The sequence below is a fragment of the Nonomuraea jabiensis genome, from assembly GCF_014204795.1.
Lineage (GTDB): Bacteria > Actinomycetota > Actinomycetes > Streptosporangiales > Streptosporangiaceae > Nonomuraea > Nonomuraea jabiensis.
Genome location: NZ_JACHMB010000001.1, coordinates 681,051 through 695,771, shown reverse-complemented (window position 1 = coordinate 695,771; position 14,721 = coordinate 681,051). Strand labels below are relative to the sequence as shown.

Sequence of the window (14,721 nt, the reverse complement as noted above, 5' to 3'; positions counted from 1 at the left end):
GCTCGCTCCGCTCGCCGGTCCCCGCCCGTTGCCCTGTTACGGGGTGGGCCTGCTGGAGCCCACCCCGAAAAGCCCGCTCGCTTCGCTCGCCTTAGCTCCCGCCGGTTGCGCGGTTACCCAGTAGGCATTTGGAGTTCGCCCCCGAGTCGCAGTTCCGAGAACCGATCCACCAGCGGGCCTGCGGATCCTCTTGGTATCGCTCAGTTGCCTGACTACCCACCGGCCGGTGACGGCATCTCCGGCGATGGCCCGATGTTGACGAACTCACCGGTGCGCGGGTCCGGGAGACAGTGAACAATCGAGTAGACGTCACGATTCATTGGGCCGACCTCCGTTCCCTCCGAATCTCCGTTCGGTTCGCTCGCCTAATCGCCCATTTCGTCGGTGTCGTCGAACAGGTCTTGGAGGGTGTGGGCGGTTGCTGCGCGGGTGGCCCAGGTTTCGAGTTGGGCGAGGTCGGTGCAGCCGGTGATTCGTGCCTTCGTGTCGTCGGGGACGTCAAGGCCGCGGGCGGCCAGTACCAGCAGGACCATCCTGGCCCCCTCTGAGCTCTTGCCCTCGGTGAGACCTTCAGCGAGACCTTCGGCCTTGCCTTTGCCGAAGTGTTCACGGGCGAAGGGGCTGTAGACGGGCCAGGTGGTGGACGTCATGATCTCCTCCAGGAGGCGCCGCACATCCGGTCCGGACATGCTGTAAGCGTATTCATAGTACTTCGGAGAGTGTTCATCAGTCAGCTCCGCCAGTGCCGTGGTGAAAGCTTCGACCACCTTGCGGTCGCGACCGTGGACCATGACCGCCATGGTCGAAAGCCCCATCTGCGCGGCGGCTTGCTGGGGGTCGGTGATGGCCGGGATGCTGTCCGGTCCCAGCACCTGTGCTTGCAGGCGGTAACCGGTCAGGCCGGAGTCAATCGGTTGTGCGTAATAGGTGGCCACGTTGCGGTCGGGGGAGATGAGCAGGACCGTGACGTCGCAGCTGAGCAGCAGCCATAGTGCGGCGGCGTAGCGCGCGAGTTGCTGGGGCTTTTTGGACTTGTCCTGCTGGATCTCCACGATGATGGCGTGCACGGGGGCCTGCGGGGGGCCCAGAACGATGACCAGGTCGGCTTCGATGTCGTCCGAGGGGCGGGTGTTGAAGGTGGTGCTCTCCAGCCGGACCACTGGAGTGACGGGCAGTTCCACCTCCAGGACATCGCGCAGGATGTCCACCGCCAGCCGGGGGCTGTCGCGGAACAGGCTGATGAGGGCGTCATGTCGGTGGGACGGCATGACACTCATTGTGACAGCATAATCACGAATTGTATCGATAATGCTTCAGTTCGGGGGTGCGGCAGGACGGTAGCGGCACGAGGCGTCAGTGGGTGCCCGTGATTGTAGGTGTCGGCGCGCGGCTGGGGTCCCAGTGAAAACGACACCCACCCCATTAAGGCTGTTTCCTAGAGCCTGCTGAAGAAGGCTTAAGAGGGTGTCATTCGATCCCGAGTGCAAGGTCGTGATGTGGCTGAGCTACGGTCGGTTGATCATGACCAATCTGCTCGGAATCAACCATCTGACACTGTCCACGACCGAACTCGACCGGCTCGTGACGTACTACACGGAGTTGCTCGGAGCAACGCTCGCGTTCGAGCGCGCTGCTACCTCTACTGATCCTCGGATCGCAGTCCTCGATGTCGGCGGGGCCGACCATCTGATGATCGTCGAAACCGCTACCGTCCCCGCCCTCGATCTTGATCCCCTGAACCGGGCGGGTTGGGGACTGCGCGTGGGCACATACGCACAACTGTGTGAGCTTCGCGAACGGATTCTGGATGCCGGGCGGCCGGTCGGACAGATCGAGACACTGCCCACGCAATGGACGATGACGGCTCGCGATCCCGATGGTCGCCCTGTGGATATCCGGGCCCATCGCCCTCGCTGATATTCCTCTGTAACAAGGTCTTTCCGGCGGTGTTGCCTCCTCCGGGCCAGATCAAGATCTTGCACTCGGGATCGAAGACCCCTAAGTGCTCGTGGGCATGGGCCCGTAGAGGGCTGGTCCGATCTTGTTGATGTAGCCCTGGTGTGACCATCAGACAACCACGGGCTCCTGGCGGCGGCCGGGATCGGCCGGAGAGTCGCACGCCGGCCGGCCGATCCGCCAGGCCGCGCTCTTGATCCTCATAAGAGCAATTCGGTCGGCTTGCGGTGGAGCCTTTGATCGAGCGGTTCGCGGCACGATCACAACGCGTGGGCGAGGCGATCCGTCTGCCTACCGAGTTGGTGCTTCGCGAGTCGTCCGGCCCGGCGAAACGCCGCGCCTGAGCGTCGGAGTCGTGTTCCCGGCAGTCGGCTCACCGTCCCGGATGGGAACGGCAGGCTCTACCTCGGCGCCATGACCGGCCGCACGTTCGACCGGGTCTTTCTGCGGGTGATCCGATTGGCTGGGGGCGGTCCCGTTGAGTGCTCGCAGGATCATGTCGGTGAGCCTGTCGAGATAGCCCGCTCCCGGCTCCACGGACCGGACGACGAGCCGCCAGTAGATCGGTGCGGCGATCAGATCGAGGGCGAGCTCCAGATCGGTGTCCGGTGGCAGCTCGCCGCGCTTGATCGCGCGCTGGAGCATCACCGCGCCCCGCTCGCGCTTCGGCGTGCCGACCATGGTCTCGACCACCTCGGCCAGCTCGGGGTCGCGGGCCACCTCGGTCACCAGGTCGGGCAGGATCCGGGAGAAGCGGGGATGGGTCAGCCAGGCCAGCAATGAGTCCAGGCTCGCACGCAGGTCGCCGCGGAGCGAGCCGGTGTCGGGGATGACGACCTTCTCCATGCTGAACTCGGCGATCACCGAGATCGTCATCTCCCGTTTGGACCGCCAGCGACGGTACAGCGCGCTCTTGCCTACGCCCGCCCGTCTGGCGACCGCTTCCATCGACAGCCGCGCATAGCCCTGCTCGGCCAGTTCGTCGAGGGCGGCTTCGACGATCGCCTTGGTGACCGTGGGCTGCAGCACGGCTGCGCCAGTGGGAGGGCGGCGGGTCATACGACGAGTGTAGCGAGTGGACGGTACGGGTCCGTCCCGTGGTAGCTTGTGGTCGGGACGGTACCGTACCGTCCATATGAGAGGACCTTTAATGAACCCCCGTGATCTGGTGGAACACGCCCTGGACCTCCTGCTGGCGAAGGACATGCGGGCCTTCGCCGGACTGTGGGCGGAGGCCGGCGTGATCGAGTTTCCCTTCGCGCCACCCGGCTACCCCGAGCGCGTCGAAGGCCGCACCGCAGTCCAGAAGTACCTTCGCGGTTACCCTGATCTTCTTGACGTCCGGGAGATCACCGACAAGGTGGTGCACCAGAGCGTCGACCCGGAGGTGGTGATCGTCGAATTCGAGGCCGCCGGCCTCGTGGTCGCCACGGGGAAGCCGTACCGCATGCGCTACGTCGCCGTCATCACCGTGCGGGACGGCGAGATCCAGCGGTACCGCGACTACTGGAACCCCCTGGCCGCGGCCGAGATCATGGGCGGCGCTGACGAGCTCTCCACCGCTTTCGCCGGAGGCGTCGATGGCTGACGTCCTGGTCATCGGCGCGACCGGCACCACCGGCTCCCTGGTGGCCGCCTTCCTGCGGGACCGTGGCGTCCCGGTGCGGCCGGCGAGCCGTACGCACGGTCTCCCCGGGCACGTGCGCTTCGAATGGGCGGACCCGGAGACCCACGCGCCCGCACTGTCCGGGGTCTCGGCCGTCTACCTCGTCGCCCCCATCGGTGTGGCCGAGCCCGCCCCGCTCGTGGCGCCCTTCCTGAACGAGGCCACCCGCCAGGGCGTCCGGCGAGTGGTGCTGCTCAGCTCGTCCGCGGTGTCGGAGAGCGCGACGGGGCTCGGCGCGCTGCACGGCCTCGTCCGCGCCAGCGCGCCGGAGTGGACGATCCTGCGGCCATCGTGGTTCATGCAGAACTTCGCCGGCGACTCCCTCGCACTCAGGACGCGGGACGGTGAGATCCTCTCCGCGACGGGGCAGGGCCGGGTGGCCTTCATCGACGCGGGCGACATCGCCTCCGTCGCCGTGCACGCCCTGGCCGACGAGGTGCCGCACAACACCGAGCACCTCCTCACCGGCCCCGAAGCGCTCAGCTACACCGAGGTCGCCGATGCCATCACCCGGCACACCGGCAGGCCACTGCGCCATACAGCCGTGACCACGGACGAACTCGCCCGGCACTTCGCCGTACACGGCCTGCCGCCGGACTTCGCCACGACACTCGCCGCGCTGGACGCCGACATCAGCGGCGGCGCGGAAGACCGCGTCACCGCCACCGTCGAGCGCATCACCGGCCGCCCGGCCCGCACATTCCGGGATTTCTGCGCCCGGGAGATCCGATGACGCCAGACCGCCCTCAGGGGCGGCGAACCTGACGGCCGCTCGATGGGGAGCCCGTCCGCGGCCACCACGGTGTACGACACCGGTTCACCGTCTGCGGACCGAAGCCGCTGCACGGTGAGCCCACCCATCTCCGGGCCTCCACAGAGTGAGATCGCGCCATCGAGTTGGACGTCATGGACACCAACTCACTCGCTCTACGTAAGGGGCCAGAACCGAGAATTGCTGCACATTTGTGAAGACGCGGGATTTCGTGTCGGTGGCTGTCGCCGAACCGGCGTGTGCGACAGGAGGTCGGCTTCCCTCGTAGGCTGAATCCCGTACGTGACGGACGGGAGGCCGAGGTGGCCGGGACGACGCCGACCGAGACGACGGTGGCCGAGGTGATGGCCGAGCTGGCCGGGCTGGAGGACCCGAAAGCACGCGCGGTGAACGAGAGACACGGTGACGATCACGGTGTGAACCTCGGCAAGCTGCGCGCGCTCGCGAAGCGGCTGAAGACGCAGCAAGAACTCGCGTGCCGGCTGTGGGAGACGGATGACACGGCGGCGAGGCTGCTGGCGATCCTGATCTGTCGGCCGAAGGCGTTCGAGCGTGACGAGTTGGACGTCATGGTGCGTAGGGCGCGCGCACCCAAGGTGCACGACTGGCTCGTGAACTACGTGGTGAAGAAGAACCCGCACTCCGAAGAGCTGCGCCTGGCCTGGTTCGCCGATCCGGATCCAGTGGTCGCGAGTGCCGGCTGGGCGCTGACCACCGAACGGGTGGCGAAGCAGCCTGAAGGGCTCGACCTCGCAGGACTGCTCGACGTCATCGAGGCGGAGATGAAAGACGCCCCGGATCGCCTGCAGTGGGCGATGGACCACTGCCTGGCCCAGATCGGGATCGAGCATGCCGAGCACCGTGCCCGTGCGATCGACATCGGTGAGCGCCTGGAGGTGCTCAAGGACTACCCGACTTCCCCGGGCTGCACGTCTCCGTTCGCGCCCATCTGGATCAACGAGATGGTGCGCCGGCAGCACGGCAAGTAGGAAAGGTTCGCGTTCACGTTCGTGTATGCAGGTGGGACATGCGCCGGTCCAGGCCGCGAGTAACAGTTGTAACTCGCGGATGACCTTGTAGAGGGTCAGACCTGCCACCAGCGGCGGCCGCAGCCCTTTGCTCGATCAACGCATCGAGCATCTCCACCGCTATCATCCGCTTCGGACGATGGCGTTCCTCGCCGGGGATCCCGCAACGGTCCCGTCACGCGGCCACCTCCGAGCGGGTGGCGGCATCAGCCGCCTCGTCATCCCATGACGTCGGCACGAACAGCCGCCAATCGAGCGGACTGGATGCGGTGTCGGTGACCGCATGGACACTCACCCCGACCTGGCAGTTCGCTACCTTTCCGAGGGTGCCGGAGTACTGCCGCGCCACACACGGTGAGCCCTTGCCGTCCTTCGGGAAACTCGTGTCATCGACCACCCACGCCACCGGATCCACGACCTCGATGGCCCGGCGAGCCAGCCTGGCCCGCACCGCCCAGGTATCCCACATCGGCGTGGTCACGAACTGCTGCAACCCCTGGTGGATCTACCCTGAGCCGCTCCGCCATCGGCTGCATCGACTTACGCCGTGAGGCGTCATCGCAGCATGAAACTACCCACACCGTCACAGCGACTCCACGACATGCCGACCTAACAAAGCACTACTAAAGCTAGTTCTGTGAGATGAGCATGAGCGCCTTCCAGCCAGGGCCGACAGATTCGTTGACCACCCGCGGCCAGTCGGGCGTCGGGCCAGAATCTGGCGGGAAGCGCTCATGTACGTCATCATCGTCAGGTGTTGAGCGGGTTGCGGGCGATGCGGTCGGCGACTCCGCCGGCCACAGACTGCGCGGCGGTGCTGCCCGGTTTGCGCACCGCTTGCTCGTTGAAGCAGGCCATGAACTCCTTGGCCAGGTCCAGACGCGGGTAGCGCTCCAGCACCTCGCGACGCAGCTCGGCCGGGATCCGGTCGATGTGGCGGCCGGAGATGTCCATGGCGGTGGACAGCTCCAGCAGATGGCCCTCCGGGTCCTCCTCCACCGGCACCTCGGGCCACATGTGCCGGATGATGATCTCCGACGCCCGTACCCGGCGCTCCGGGGACCAGCCCGCGCCGGCGCCGAAGACCCAGGCCACGTGGCCGCCCGCCTCCTCGAAGGGCACCGTGTGGCTGTCGAACTCCGCCACCAGGCCGATGTCGTGCAGCAGGGCCGACACGTACAGCAGTTCGGCGTCGAACGCGATGCCGTTGCCCTGCGCGTGGGCCGCCGCCCAGAGGTAGGCGCGGATGGAGTGGTTGAGCAGGGAGGGCGTGTGGTACGCCGTCGCCACCTCCAGAGCGCCGTGGCAGGCATGGGTGCTGGGGATCAGAAGATCATCGAACCTTACAGGTGTCATCATGTTCTCGTTTATCGGATATCAGGGTGAGTGGGGTCACGAACATCACCCCAGGTGGCCAAAGCGTTCGCGGACATTCAACTTGGTGATGAAGGCGTCGTTCAAGATGGGGACGGGCAGGCGTCCAAGACCCCGACAGGGCGAAGCTGTCGGGGTCTTGGTGTGCTGACTGACGGTCTGATGTGCATCATGCCCGTCGAGGTTCGGGTCTTCATCGGCTCCAGGCTGCGCGTTTGAAGATGTCCTGAGATCCGGAAGGGCCTTGGGAAGTGAGCTGGATCAGACCGGGTCTTGGGGTGCGTTGCGTCAGCTCCCGTACTGCTTGGTGTCCGGGTGCTCGATGAGCAGGACATGAGCGGTCTTGTCGGCTACGGGACGGTGCCGCATTCCTCTGGGAACGACGAACAGTTCGCCCGCCTTCAGCACCACCGGGTTGTGCCCCTCCAACTGGATCTCAAAGCTGCCGTCCCAGCACAGGAAGAGTTCGTCCTCATCGTGGTGATGCCACGGGAACTCGCCTTCCAATCGAGCCAGGCGAACAACGGTGGTGTCGTTCACCGCCGCCAGATTGTGTTGCTGGAAGGGCCCCGGGAGCGCGGTGATGGCCTCGGCCACCGAGACCGCAGCAAGGTGACGAGAAGCTTCATGTTGTGTGGTCATGCCACAATCCTTGCCTTCAGAGTGGCCTGATGGCAGAGCCAATCTGGGAAAATTGGCCCTCTTTACGGTCCAATCGTCTGAAATCATGCTGATCCGCAGCGGGGCATTGGACGATTCGTTGACGGCGGCCCGGGCGGCGGACTCCTCGACGATCGGCGATGCGCTGATCGAGCGCGGCCAACAGCGAGCTTGATCTTGCGGCGTGGCCGAGGAAGAGGCGGGATGGCTCGGGACCGGTCTACCGGGCCGTGTGCGCGGCCTGCCCGCGTACCAATGCACGAGCAGGCTTGCGCGGTCGGCGGTGTCACTTCGCAGTGGTGACTGGCTTGCCGGTCTCGCTGACGGCCTTCCCGCCGCGTTCTCCCGTAGGCCGTGACAGCCACCAGGCCAGGAACGCCGCGAAGGCGGCGAAGGCCGCGGCGATGGGCAGCAGAAGGACCGCGGAGCCGGTGGTGGTGAGAATGACCGCTCCGATGATGCTGGCCAAGAAGTTGCCGAGGTAGCCGGTAGACGTGTTCAGCGATGTCACGAGCGACGCGCCCTCGGCAGGCGCGTGGGCGATGATCCGATGCTGCTGCGGTCCGATGACCGAGTACGACACGACACCGCTGAGCGCTTCGGCAATCACCACGAGGACGAAGACCTCCCGAATCGGAAGCATGACCACGAACACCGCGGCGACGCCCACGGTGGCGCCGATGACGACGCGCCGCGGGCCGTATCGATCGGTCAACCAGCCGGCCGTCAGGTTTCCCGCCGTGGCGGCAACGCCGAACACCAGCAGCAGGAGCGCGAGCCGGACCTGCTCGCCGCCGACAGCCGGCGCGAAGACAGCGCTCATGTACGTGAAGGGAAGAAAGATGCCGATGAACGCCAGCAGGGTGACGACCAGGATCCGCAGGACCCGCCGGTCGGTCAGCGGCGCGATGCGCTGCCGCAGCGCCGCGCCTTGCTCGAGTCTGATGGGCGGCAGCAGGACGGCGAGAACGACCGCGACAGCGCCGGCGACCGCGGCGACGAACCACATCGCCGTCTGCCAGCCCCATGCCCCGCCGACGAGGGTGCCCAGCGGCGCACCAAGCACCAGCGACAGCGTCGCCCCGGCGGTCACCATGGCGATGGCGCTCCCCCTCCGCTGGTCGCCGGCGAGGTGCGCGGCCGTGGCCACGGCGCTCGCGACGAACAGCGCCGCGCCGGATCCCGCCAGCACGCGAGACGCGAGGACCAGCCCATAGACGTGTGCCGACGCGGTCACAGCGTTTCCCGCCGCGAGCAGCGCGACTCCAGCCACGAGGACTCGGCGCCTGGGCCACCTGCCCGTGAACGCGGCGAGGACAGGCCCCAAGAGCGCGTAGGCGAGGGCGAACACACTCACCAGCTGACCGGCTGCTGCGGCGCTGACGTGCAGCGTTTCGCGGATCTCGGGGAGGAGGCCGACGATGATGAATCCGTCGGTTCCGACGACGAACGTTCCGAGCGTCAGAACCGCGGTCCGTGCACGCCAGGGGTACGCGCCTGGAGTCCTTTCCTTCTCGGTCATCCAACACGCCCCCAAAGCCGGTCGACGGCACTCTCGGGGGCCTGCTGAACGGCGGTCCGCACATGGGCAGGCGTGTTCAGTTCTGTCGTCATGGGACCAGCCTGGCGGTCGGCCCGCCGCTCCGCCGAGTGTCTGAAAAGACATCATGCGGTACTTTCCCGCCATGCATCGAGTGACGGCGCTCGTGCGCCCACCGCAATCGACCTTCGAGCTCGCCTGCGCGGCTCAGGTGTTCGGGATCGAGCGGCCAGGACTTCCGGTCCGGTACGCCTTCAGCGTGTGCACGGAGCACCCCGGCCCCGTCGCGACGCACGCCGCGTACGACATGCTCGTGACCGACGGGCTGGACGCGCTCGACCGGGCCGACACCGTGGTCGTCCCGGGCTGGCTGCCCGCCAAGGAGCCGCCCTCACCCGGGGTCGTCCGGGCGCTGCGCCGCGCGCATTCCCGCGGAGCGCGGGTGGTCAGCATCTGCTCCGGCGCGTTCGCGCTGGCGCACGCCGGTCTGCTGGACGGGCGACGGGCCACCACCCACTGGGCGCTGGCGGACGAACTCGCCGCCCGCTTCCCGCACATCAAGGTCGATCCCGATGTGCTGTACGTGGACCACGGTGACGTGGCCACCAGCGCCGGCGCCGGGGCCGGCATCGACCTGTGCATGCACCTGGTCCGCAGCGACCAGGGCGCCCGGTACGCCGCACATATCGCGCGGACCATGGTCATGCCGCCCCACCGCGAGGGCGGGCAGTTGCAGTACTCCGCGCCGCCACACCCCGCTCAGATCGACGGCACGCTCGCGCCGTTGCTGGAATGGATCACCGGGAGACTCGGCGAAGCGTTGACCATCGAGAGCATGGCCGCGCACGTGGGCGTCTCAGCGCGTACCCTCACCCGGTGGTTCGCCGACCAGCTCGGCACCAGCCCGGGGCAGTGGTTGCTCGCCCAGCGGATCGCCACGGCCCGGGACCTCCTGGAGTCCTCCGACCTGCCGTTGGACGCCATCGCCCGCCGGGTCGGTCTCTCCTCGGCCACCAACCTCCGCAGGCGCTTCCTCAACGCTCTGGGCACGACGCCCGGCGCCTACCGCCGGGCGTTCCGGGCCAGGCCACGATGACAACCGAGGTACGGCTGCCGTCTGCCTGGAGCCGGAGCTGATCGACGAAGAGAAGCTAGCCACAACTCGGGAAGCGTACGGTCACCTCCAGTCCTCCGCCGGGGTTGGGCCGGGCGGTGACGGAGGCGTCGTGGGCCCATGCGATCGCGGCGACGATCGACAGGCCGAGGCCGGCGCCGTCAGTCGATCGGGTCCGTGCCGCGGGCAGCCGGCGGAACGGCTCGAACAACTCTCCGATGCGGTCCTCGGGCCCGGCGTTGCGCACGGTGAGAGCGCCGGTCGCCGGGACCGGCACCTGAACGGTCCCCCCGGGCTGGTTGTAGCGAACCGCGTTGTGCAGCAGGTTAGCGGCGAGCCTGCTCAGCAGTACCGGATCGCCGGAGACCGTCGCCGGCTCACCCCGACCCACACAAAGACCATCTCGGAAGTGAACCACCCAGGTGATCCACTTCTGAAACGGCCCTAGATCTCTGTTCTTGCCTGCTCGATTTGCCGCACGATGGCATGGGCGCCATGCGCCTGTGCGATGGCGTGCGCCTCGTCGAGTGTCGCGAGCGCGTCCGCCCGGCGGTCCTGGGCGGCGGCGATGTAGGCAAGACCGACCATGTTGGCGGCCAAGCCCGGCAGGGCCCCGACCTCCCGGCGCAGCGGCGACGACTCCTCCAGCCGCTCGCGCGCTTCATCCAGCCGACCGGCCATGTGTGCCGCGATGCCCAGGTGCCGCAGGGCCTCGGACTGGGTCGGCTTGTCGCCGACCTGCGCCGCCAGCCGGCAGGACTGCTCCAGCACCGGAACCGCAGTCTCGTTGTCACGCCGGATGACCTGATGTAAGCAACCGATCCAGAACAACGCCTCCGCTTCGCCGCGCGCGTCGCCCAGCGCCCGGTACAGCTCGATCGCGCGCTCGAACAACGGCAGTTCAGCCGGGTCCTCGACGGGTGACGGGCCGGCGCCGGCGCGCTCGTTGAGGAACCGCGTATGCAGGATCCGCCCGCGGGCCAGCGCGGCGTCGGCCTCCACCGCGTCCAGGTCCCGTTCGGCGCCGGCCAGCAGGCTGGCGTCGCCGCTGAACACTGCCCGCTCGTAGAGCGTCTTGGCCCGTTCGATCCGGTCTTCGGCGCTCATCGCCACCCCCGCCCCAGCAGTGCTAGATCGGCAACAGAGTACTCCGGCTCAGGATCATCATGTGGACGGCCAGCGATGAGCGCGTAGGTCGGTGTGGCTATGCGCAGGTCATTCGCCGCTGACTGTCCCGAGGCGCCTCGGGACGCCGTCACCAGGAATTGGCGGCCGCCGTACCAGCGAGGGTCGTGCCACGCAGCAGGAAGAGGGGCTCGAAACGGATCGAGCCCCCCTTTCGGATCTTTCCCGGCTAGAAGTCGAATTCGCCCTTGGCCATGCCGTCCTTGAAGGCGGCCCACTCTGGTGCGGTGAAGATCAGGGCGGGGCCGGTGCGGCAGGATCAGTACGCGCCCCACCGCGCCAGGCTGGCCGTGAGAGCCTGGCTCGGATCGGCGCATTCCGCGCTGTACGACACCGAGCTCGTCGCCTCGGAGCTGGTCACCAACGCTGTCAGGCACTCGCTCGAGGGTGCTGGTCGCGACTGGGCGCGCCTCCTTCTGGCCGAAGCCCCGTCTCGCGTCCGCCTCGTCGTCACCGATCCCGGCAATCCCACGTCTCCCGGCTGACTGGATTGACCTCCTCCCCCTCGTAAACGAGGGGGATTCCAACCGTCGCCGGTCGGCCTTCCTGCTTCACCGCCGGTCGCCCGCCCGAGAGGACTCTCGTTGAGGTCTGACACCAGCTCCACAGGCGTTTCAGCTCTCCGCCAGCCCGGCGGCGAGCACATTCTTCGCGGCGTTGACGTCCCGGTCGTGGACCGCGCCGCAGCCACAGGTCCATTCCCGGACGTTCAACGGCATCGCTTCCTGCAGGGTCCCGCAGGCCGAGCACAGCTTGGAGGAGGGGAACCAGCGGTCCACTACCACCAGCGTGCGCCCGTACCAGGCGGCCTTGTACTCCAGCATCATCCGCAACTCCCGTCAGGCCGCATCCGAGACGGCGCGGGCCAGCGAGCGGTTCTTGACCAGGTTGCGGACCGTCAGGTCCTCCACGGCGATCACTTGGTTCTCGCGAACAAGCCGTGTGGTCACCTTGTGCAGATGGTCCCGGCGCCGGTCGGCGATCCGGGCGTACACCTTCGCCACGCGCAGCCGGGCCCTGGCCCGGTTGCTCGACCCCTTCCCCTTACGGGCGAGTGACCGCTGAGCCCGGGCCAGCTTGCGCCGGTCGGCACGCTCATGACACGGGTTCACGATCTTCTCACCGGTCGACAGCGTGGCCAGCGCCGTGATACCCGCGTCCACCCCCACCGACGACTCGACCGGCGGCAGCGGCGCAATCTTCTCCTCGAGGAGGATGGAGACGAACCACCGCCCGGCCGCATCCCGGGAGACGGTGACCGTGGACGGCTCGGCCCCCTCGGGCAGCGGACGCGACCACACGATGTCCAGCGGCGCGTCCATCTTCGCCAGGAACAGCCGGCCATCGCGCCAGCGGAACGCCGAGCGGGTGTACTCCGCGCTCGCGCGTGCCTTCTTCTTGCTCTTGAAGGTCGGGTACTTCGCCCTGCGCGCGAAGAAGTTCGCGAACGCCGCCTGCAGGTGGCGCAGCGCCTGCTGCAACGGCACCGACGACACCTCACCCAGGAACGCCAGCTCGGGTGTCTTCTTCCACGCCGTCAACGCGGCGGAGGACTCCACATAAGAGACCCGCCTGCCTTCCAGAGCGTAGGCGCGGGTCCGCTCCTCCAATGCCTTGTTGTAGACCAGACGCACACAGCCGAACGTCCGGGCAAGCTCATCGGCCTGCTCGGGGGTCGGGTGGAAGCGGTACTTGTAGGCCCGCTTCATCAGCTGCGCCACGCCTCACATTTTTGCAGGAAGACCAGCCAAGTACTGCTCGATTGTCGTAGACAGCGGTCTGCCTGACGGCGAATCGCCTGCTCCTGCCCTGCTTCGCAGGAGTCCGATCCCTCCACTGCCTGAAGGCGGGGGTCTCCTCGGAGGTAGCCGATGACTGGATACCTCATATGAGGCGGCCCGGAGGTTTGGGTATCGCCACCGTCGCCGCGATCTGCGAGGGGACGTGGGGAACGTACCTCACCGAGCGAGCGGAACGCGTGGTCTGGTGCCACGTCCCCATTCGGTGACCGCTGCCATCGCAGCATTCTTCACGATATCTTGTAAGTCAGGATATCGTGCATGGGTGAACATCACGGAGTCCATGTTCCTTGCGATGACCGCGCTGGCGGATGAGCCCCGGCACGGCTACGGAATCGTCCAGGAGGTCGATCGGCTGTCCGACGGGCACGTGCAACTCAAGATCGGCACCCTGTACGGCGTGCTCGACCGGCTCTCGGCGGCCGGCCTGGTCGAACTCGACCGGGAAGAGGCCCAGAACGGACGGCTTCGCCGCTACTACCGGCTGACCGACGATGGCGCCAAGGCGCTCAGGGAAGAGGCCGCCAGGATGGCCGCCACCGCCGAGGCCGCCACCACCCGCCTGCGGGCCAGGACGGCCGGAGGCGCCGCATGAACCTGCTCGAACAGCGCTACCGCTCCGTCTTACGCCTGCTGCCGGCCTCCTACCGCGCCGAGCGCGAGGAGGAGATGGTGGACGCCTTCATGGAGCTGTCGGGCGAGGCGCCCGACGAGGCGAACCCGCGGCCCCGGTGGGGCGAGATCGCCAGCGTGCTCTCTCTGTCCTTACGGGTGCGTCTCGGCGGCCCGGGCGCGTCTCCCCGCCTGGTCGCCTGGGGTGAGGCCGTCCGGCTCGTGGCACTGCTCGGACTGGGCTATCAGGCCGTGGCCAGTGTCATCCAGTTCCTGCAATGGGGACACGCGCTGGCGTTCGGTACGGACGTCGCGTGGACGGGCACGCCAGGCTCCGTCGAACGGCTGGTGTCGACCGCCGTCTCCGCAGCGGACTTATGCTCGGCCATCGCGTTCGTGGCGATCATGCGCGGCCACGTCAGGACGGCGAAGGTCACGGCCGTGATCGGTGTGTCAGCCCCACTGATCTACACGCTGATCCCGATGATCCTGGCCGGGCCCCTGACCGACCGGCCGCTGTCGGAACCCGCGACCCTGGTGTTCACAGCGGCGCCGGTGATCGCGCTCCTGATGGGCTTCCACAGCGATATCACGCCGCGACGCCGGTCGTGGGCGGCCACCCTGTCACCGCCGGCCGCCGGCCTGGCGGTGCTGGGCGGCACCTGGCTGGTCGTCGCCCTGCGACCGTACGACCTGGACTGGCCCTACCTGTGGCTGGGCTTCGGCACGACGATCCTCGTATGGGCGGCGGGCGCCGTGGTCGTTCTCGCCCGCCGGAGCTCCCCGTCATGGGCGCTGGCCATGACGGCCACCGGGCTGCTCCTGCTGATGGTGCGGCTGCCCCTGCTCGAAAACCTTCCCGAGGGCGCCTCGTGGACGATGGTCTGCGCCCAGTGCGCGGTGCTCTGGACTCTGTCCACCGCGCTCGCCTGGGTGGGTGCGCGGGGCTTGCCGGGCGCGTCCGGGACCGCACCCGTGACTTCCAAGGTCGGGGAAGGATCGGTGTAGGCGGCCT

General features: G+C 67.6%; 15 protein-coding genes and 2 pseudogenes. 8 read left to right on the top strand and 9 right to left on the bottom strand.

Annotated elements, in window-relative coordinates:
• Nucleotides 1–365 precede the first annotated feature (365 nt).
• Nucleotides 366–1,277 carry an RpnC/YadD family protein gene (locus HD596_RS03035; protein ID WP_246554088.1) on the bottom strand — a complete coding sequence of 304 codons (912 nt, stop codon included), beginning with the start codon at nt 1,275–1,277 and terminating at the stop codon, nt 366–368.
• Nucleotides 1,278–1,464: 187 nt separating this feature from the next.
• Between HD596_RS03035 and HD596_RS03030 the strand changes: the two genes are divergently transcribed.
• Nucleotides 1,465–1,917, top strand: a complete 453-nt coding sequence (locus HD596_RS03030) for a VOC family protein (RefSeq protein ID WP_221519153.1) — start codon at nt 1,465–1,467, stop codon at nt 1,915–1,917.
• A 330-nt stretch (nt 1,918–2,247) separates the two neighbouring features.
• On the opposite strand, the gene HD596_RS03025 is transcribed toward HD596_RS03030, so the two are convergent.
• On the bottom strand, nt 2,248–3,015 hold the full coding sequence (locus HD596_RS03025) for a TetR/AcrR family transcriptional regulator (RefSeq protein WP_185067772.1): 768 nt from the start codon (nt 3,013–3,015) through the stop codon (nt 2,248–2,250).
• A 91-nt stretch (nt 3,016–3,106) separates the two neighbouring features.
• Between HD596_RS03025 and HD596_RS03020 the strand changes: the two genes are divergently transcribed.
• From HD596_RS03020 to HD596_RS03010, 3 genes are all read left to right on the top strand, one after another.
• Nucleotides 3,107–3,544 carry a nuclear transport factor 2 family protein gene (locus HD596_RS03020; protein ID WP_185067771.1) on the top strand — a complete coding sequence of 146 codons (438 nt, stop codon included), beginning with the start codon at nt 3,107–3,109 and terminating at the stop codon, nt 3,542–3,544.
• Nucleotides 3,537–4,355, top strand: coding sequence for an NAD(P)H-binding protein (locus tag HD596_RS03015; protein ID WP_185067770.1), 819 nt, complete (start codon nt 3,537–3,539; stop codon nt 4,353–4,355). Before HD596_RS03020 ends, HD596_RS03015 begins: the two co-directional genes overlap by 8 nt.
• A 383-nt stretch (nt 4,356–4,738) precedes the next feature.
• Nucleotides 4,739–5,383, top strand: coding sequence for a DNA alkylation repair protein (locus HD596_RS03010; protein ID WP_221520173.1), 645 nt, complete (start codon nt 4,739–4,741; stop codon nt 5,381–5,383).
• A gap of 105 nt (nt 5,384–5,488) precedes the next feature.
• Here HD596_RS03010 and HD596_RS03005 read toward each other — a convergent pair.
• The 4 genes and pseudogenes from HD596_RS03005 to HD596_RS02990 all read right to left on the bottom strand — a co-directional run.
• Nucleotides 5,489–5,970, bottom strand: a pseudogene (locus tag HD596_RS03005) (IS701 family transposase); the annotation flags it as partial.
• A 202-nt stretch (nt 5,971–6,172) separates the two neighbouring features.
• Nucleotides 6,173–6,781, bottom strand: a complete 609-nt coding sequence (locus HD596_RS03000) for an HD domain-containing protein (protein WP_246554085.1) — start codon at nt 6,779–6,781, stop codon at nt 6,173–6,175.
• Nucleotides 6,782–7,084: 303 nt separating this feature from the next.
• Nucleotides 7,085–7,438, bottom strand: coding sequence for a cupin domain-containing protein (locus HD596_RS02995; protein WP_185067768.1), 354 nt, complete (start codon nt 7,436–7,438; stop codon nt 7,085–7,087).
• 304 nt (nt 7,439–7,742) lie between these two features.
• Nucleotides 7,743–8,978 carry an MFS transporter gene (locus HD596_RS02990; protein WP_185067767.1) on the bottom strand — a complete coding sequence of 412 codons (1,236 nt, stop codon included), beginning with the start codon at nt 8,976–8,978 and terminating at the stop codon, nt 7,743–7,745.
• 163 nt (nt 8,979–9,141) lie between these two features.
• On the opposite strand from HD596_RS02990, the gene HD596_RS02985 reads away from it, so the two are divergent.
• Nucleotides 9,142–10,092: a helix-turn-helix domain-containing protein gene (locus HD596_RS02985; RefSeq protein ID WP_185067766.1), complete on the top strand. Its 951-nt coding sequence runs from the start codon at nt 9,142–9,144 to the stop codon at nt 10,090–10,092.
• 55 nt (nt 10,093–10,147) lie between these two features.
• Here HD596_RS02985 and HD596_RS02980 read toward each other — a convergent pair whose 3' ends face one another.
• Nucleotides 10,148–10,501 carry a sensor histidine kinase gene (locus HD596_RS02980; protein WP_313042469.1) on the bottom strand — a complete coding sequence of 118 codons (354 nt, stop codon included), beginning with the start codon at nt 10,499–10,501 and terminating at the stop codon, nt 10,148–10,150.
• A 53-nt stretch (nt 10,502–10,554) separates the two neighbouring features.
• Entirely contained in the window at nt 10,555–11,217 is a 663-nt protein-coding gene (locus HD596_RS02975; protein ID WP_185067765.1) for a tetratricopeptide repeat protein, read from the bottom strand.
• Between the two features lie 305 nt (nt 11,218–11,522).
• Between HD596_RS02975 and HD596_RS02970 the strand changes: the two genes are divergently transcribed.
• Nucleotides 11,523–11,780, top strand: a complete 258-nt coding sequence (locus HD596_RS02970) for an ATP-binding protein (RefSeq protein ID WP_313042468.1) — start codon at nt 11,523–11,525, stop codon at nt 11,778–11,780.
• On the opposite strand, the pseudogene HD596_RS02965 reads toward HD596_RS02970, so the two are convergent.
• Nucleotides 11,746–13,004, bottom strand: a pseudogene (locus HD596_RS02965) (RNA-guided endonuclease InsQ/TnpB family protein). The gene HD596_RS02970 and the pseudogene HD596_RS02965 sit on opposite strands and share 35 nt — an antisense overlap.
• 355 nt (nt 13,005–13,359) lie before the next feature.
• Here HD596_RS02965 and HD596_RS02960 point away from each other — a divergent pair.
• Together HD596_RS02960 and HD596_RS02955 are read left to right on the top strand one after the other, a co-directional pair.
• Entirely contained in the window at nt 13,360–13,689 is a 330-nt protein-coding gene (locus tag HD596_RS02960; protein ID WP_313042466.1) for a PadR family transcriptional regulator, read from the top strand.
• On the top strand, nt 13,686–14,714 hold the full coding sequence (locus HD596_RS02955; RefSeq protein WP_185067763.1) for a hypothetical protein: 1,029 nt from the start codon (nt 13,686–13,688) through the stop codon (nt 14,712–14,714). The genes HD596_RS02960 and HD596_RS02955 overlap by 4 nt, the downstream gene beginning before the upstream one ends.
• Nucleotides 14,715–14,721: the final 7 nt, after the last annotated feature.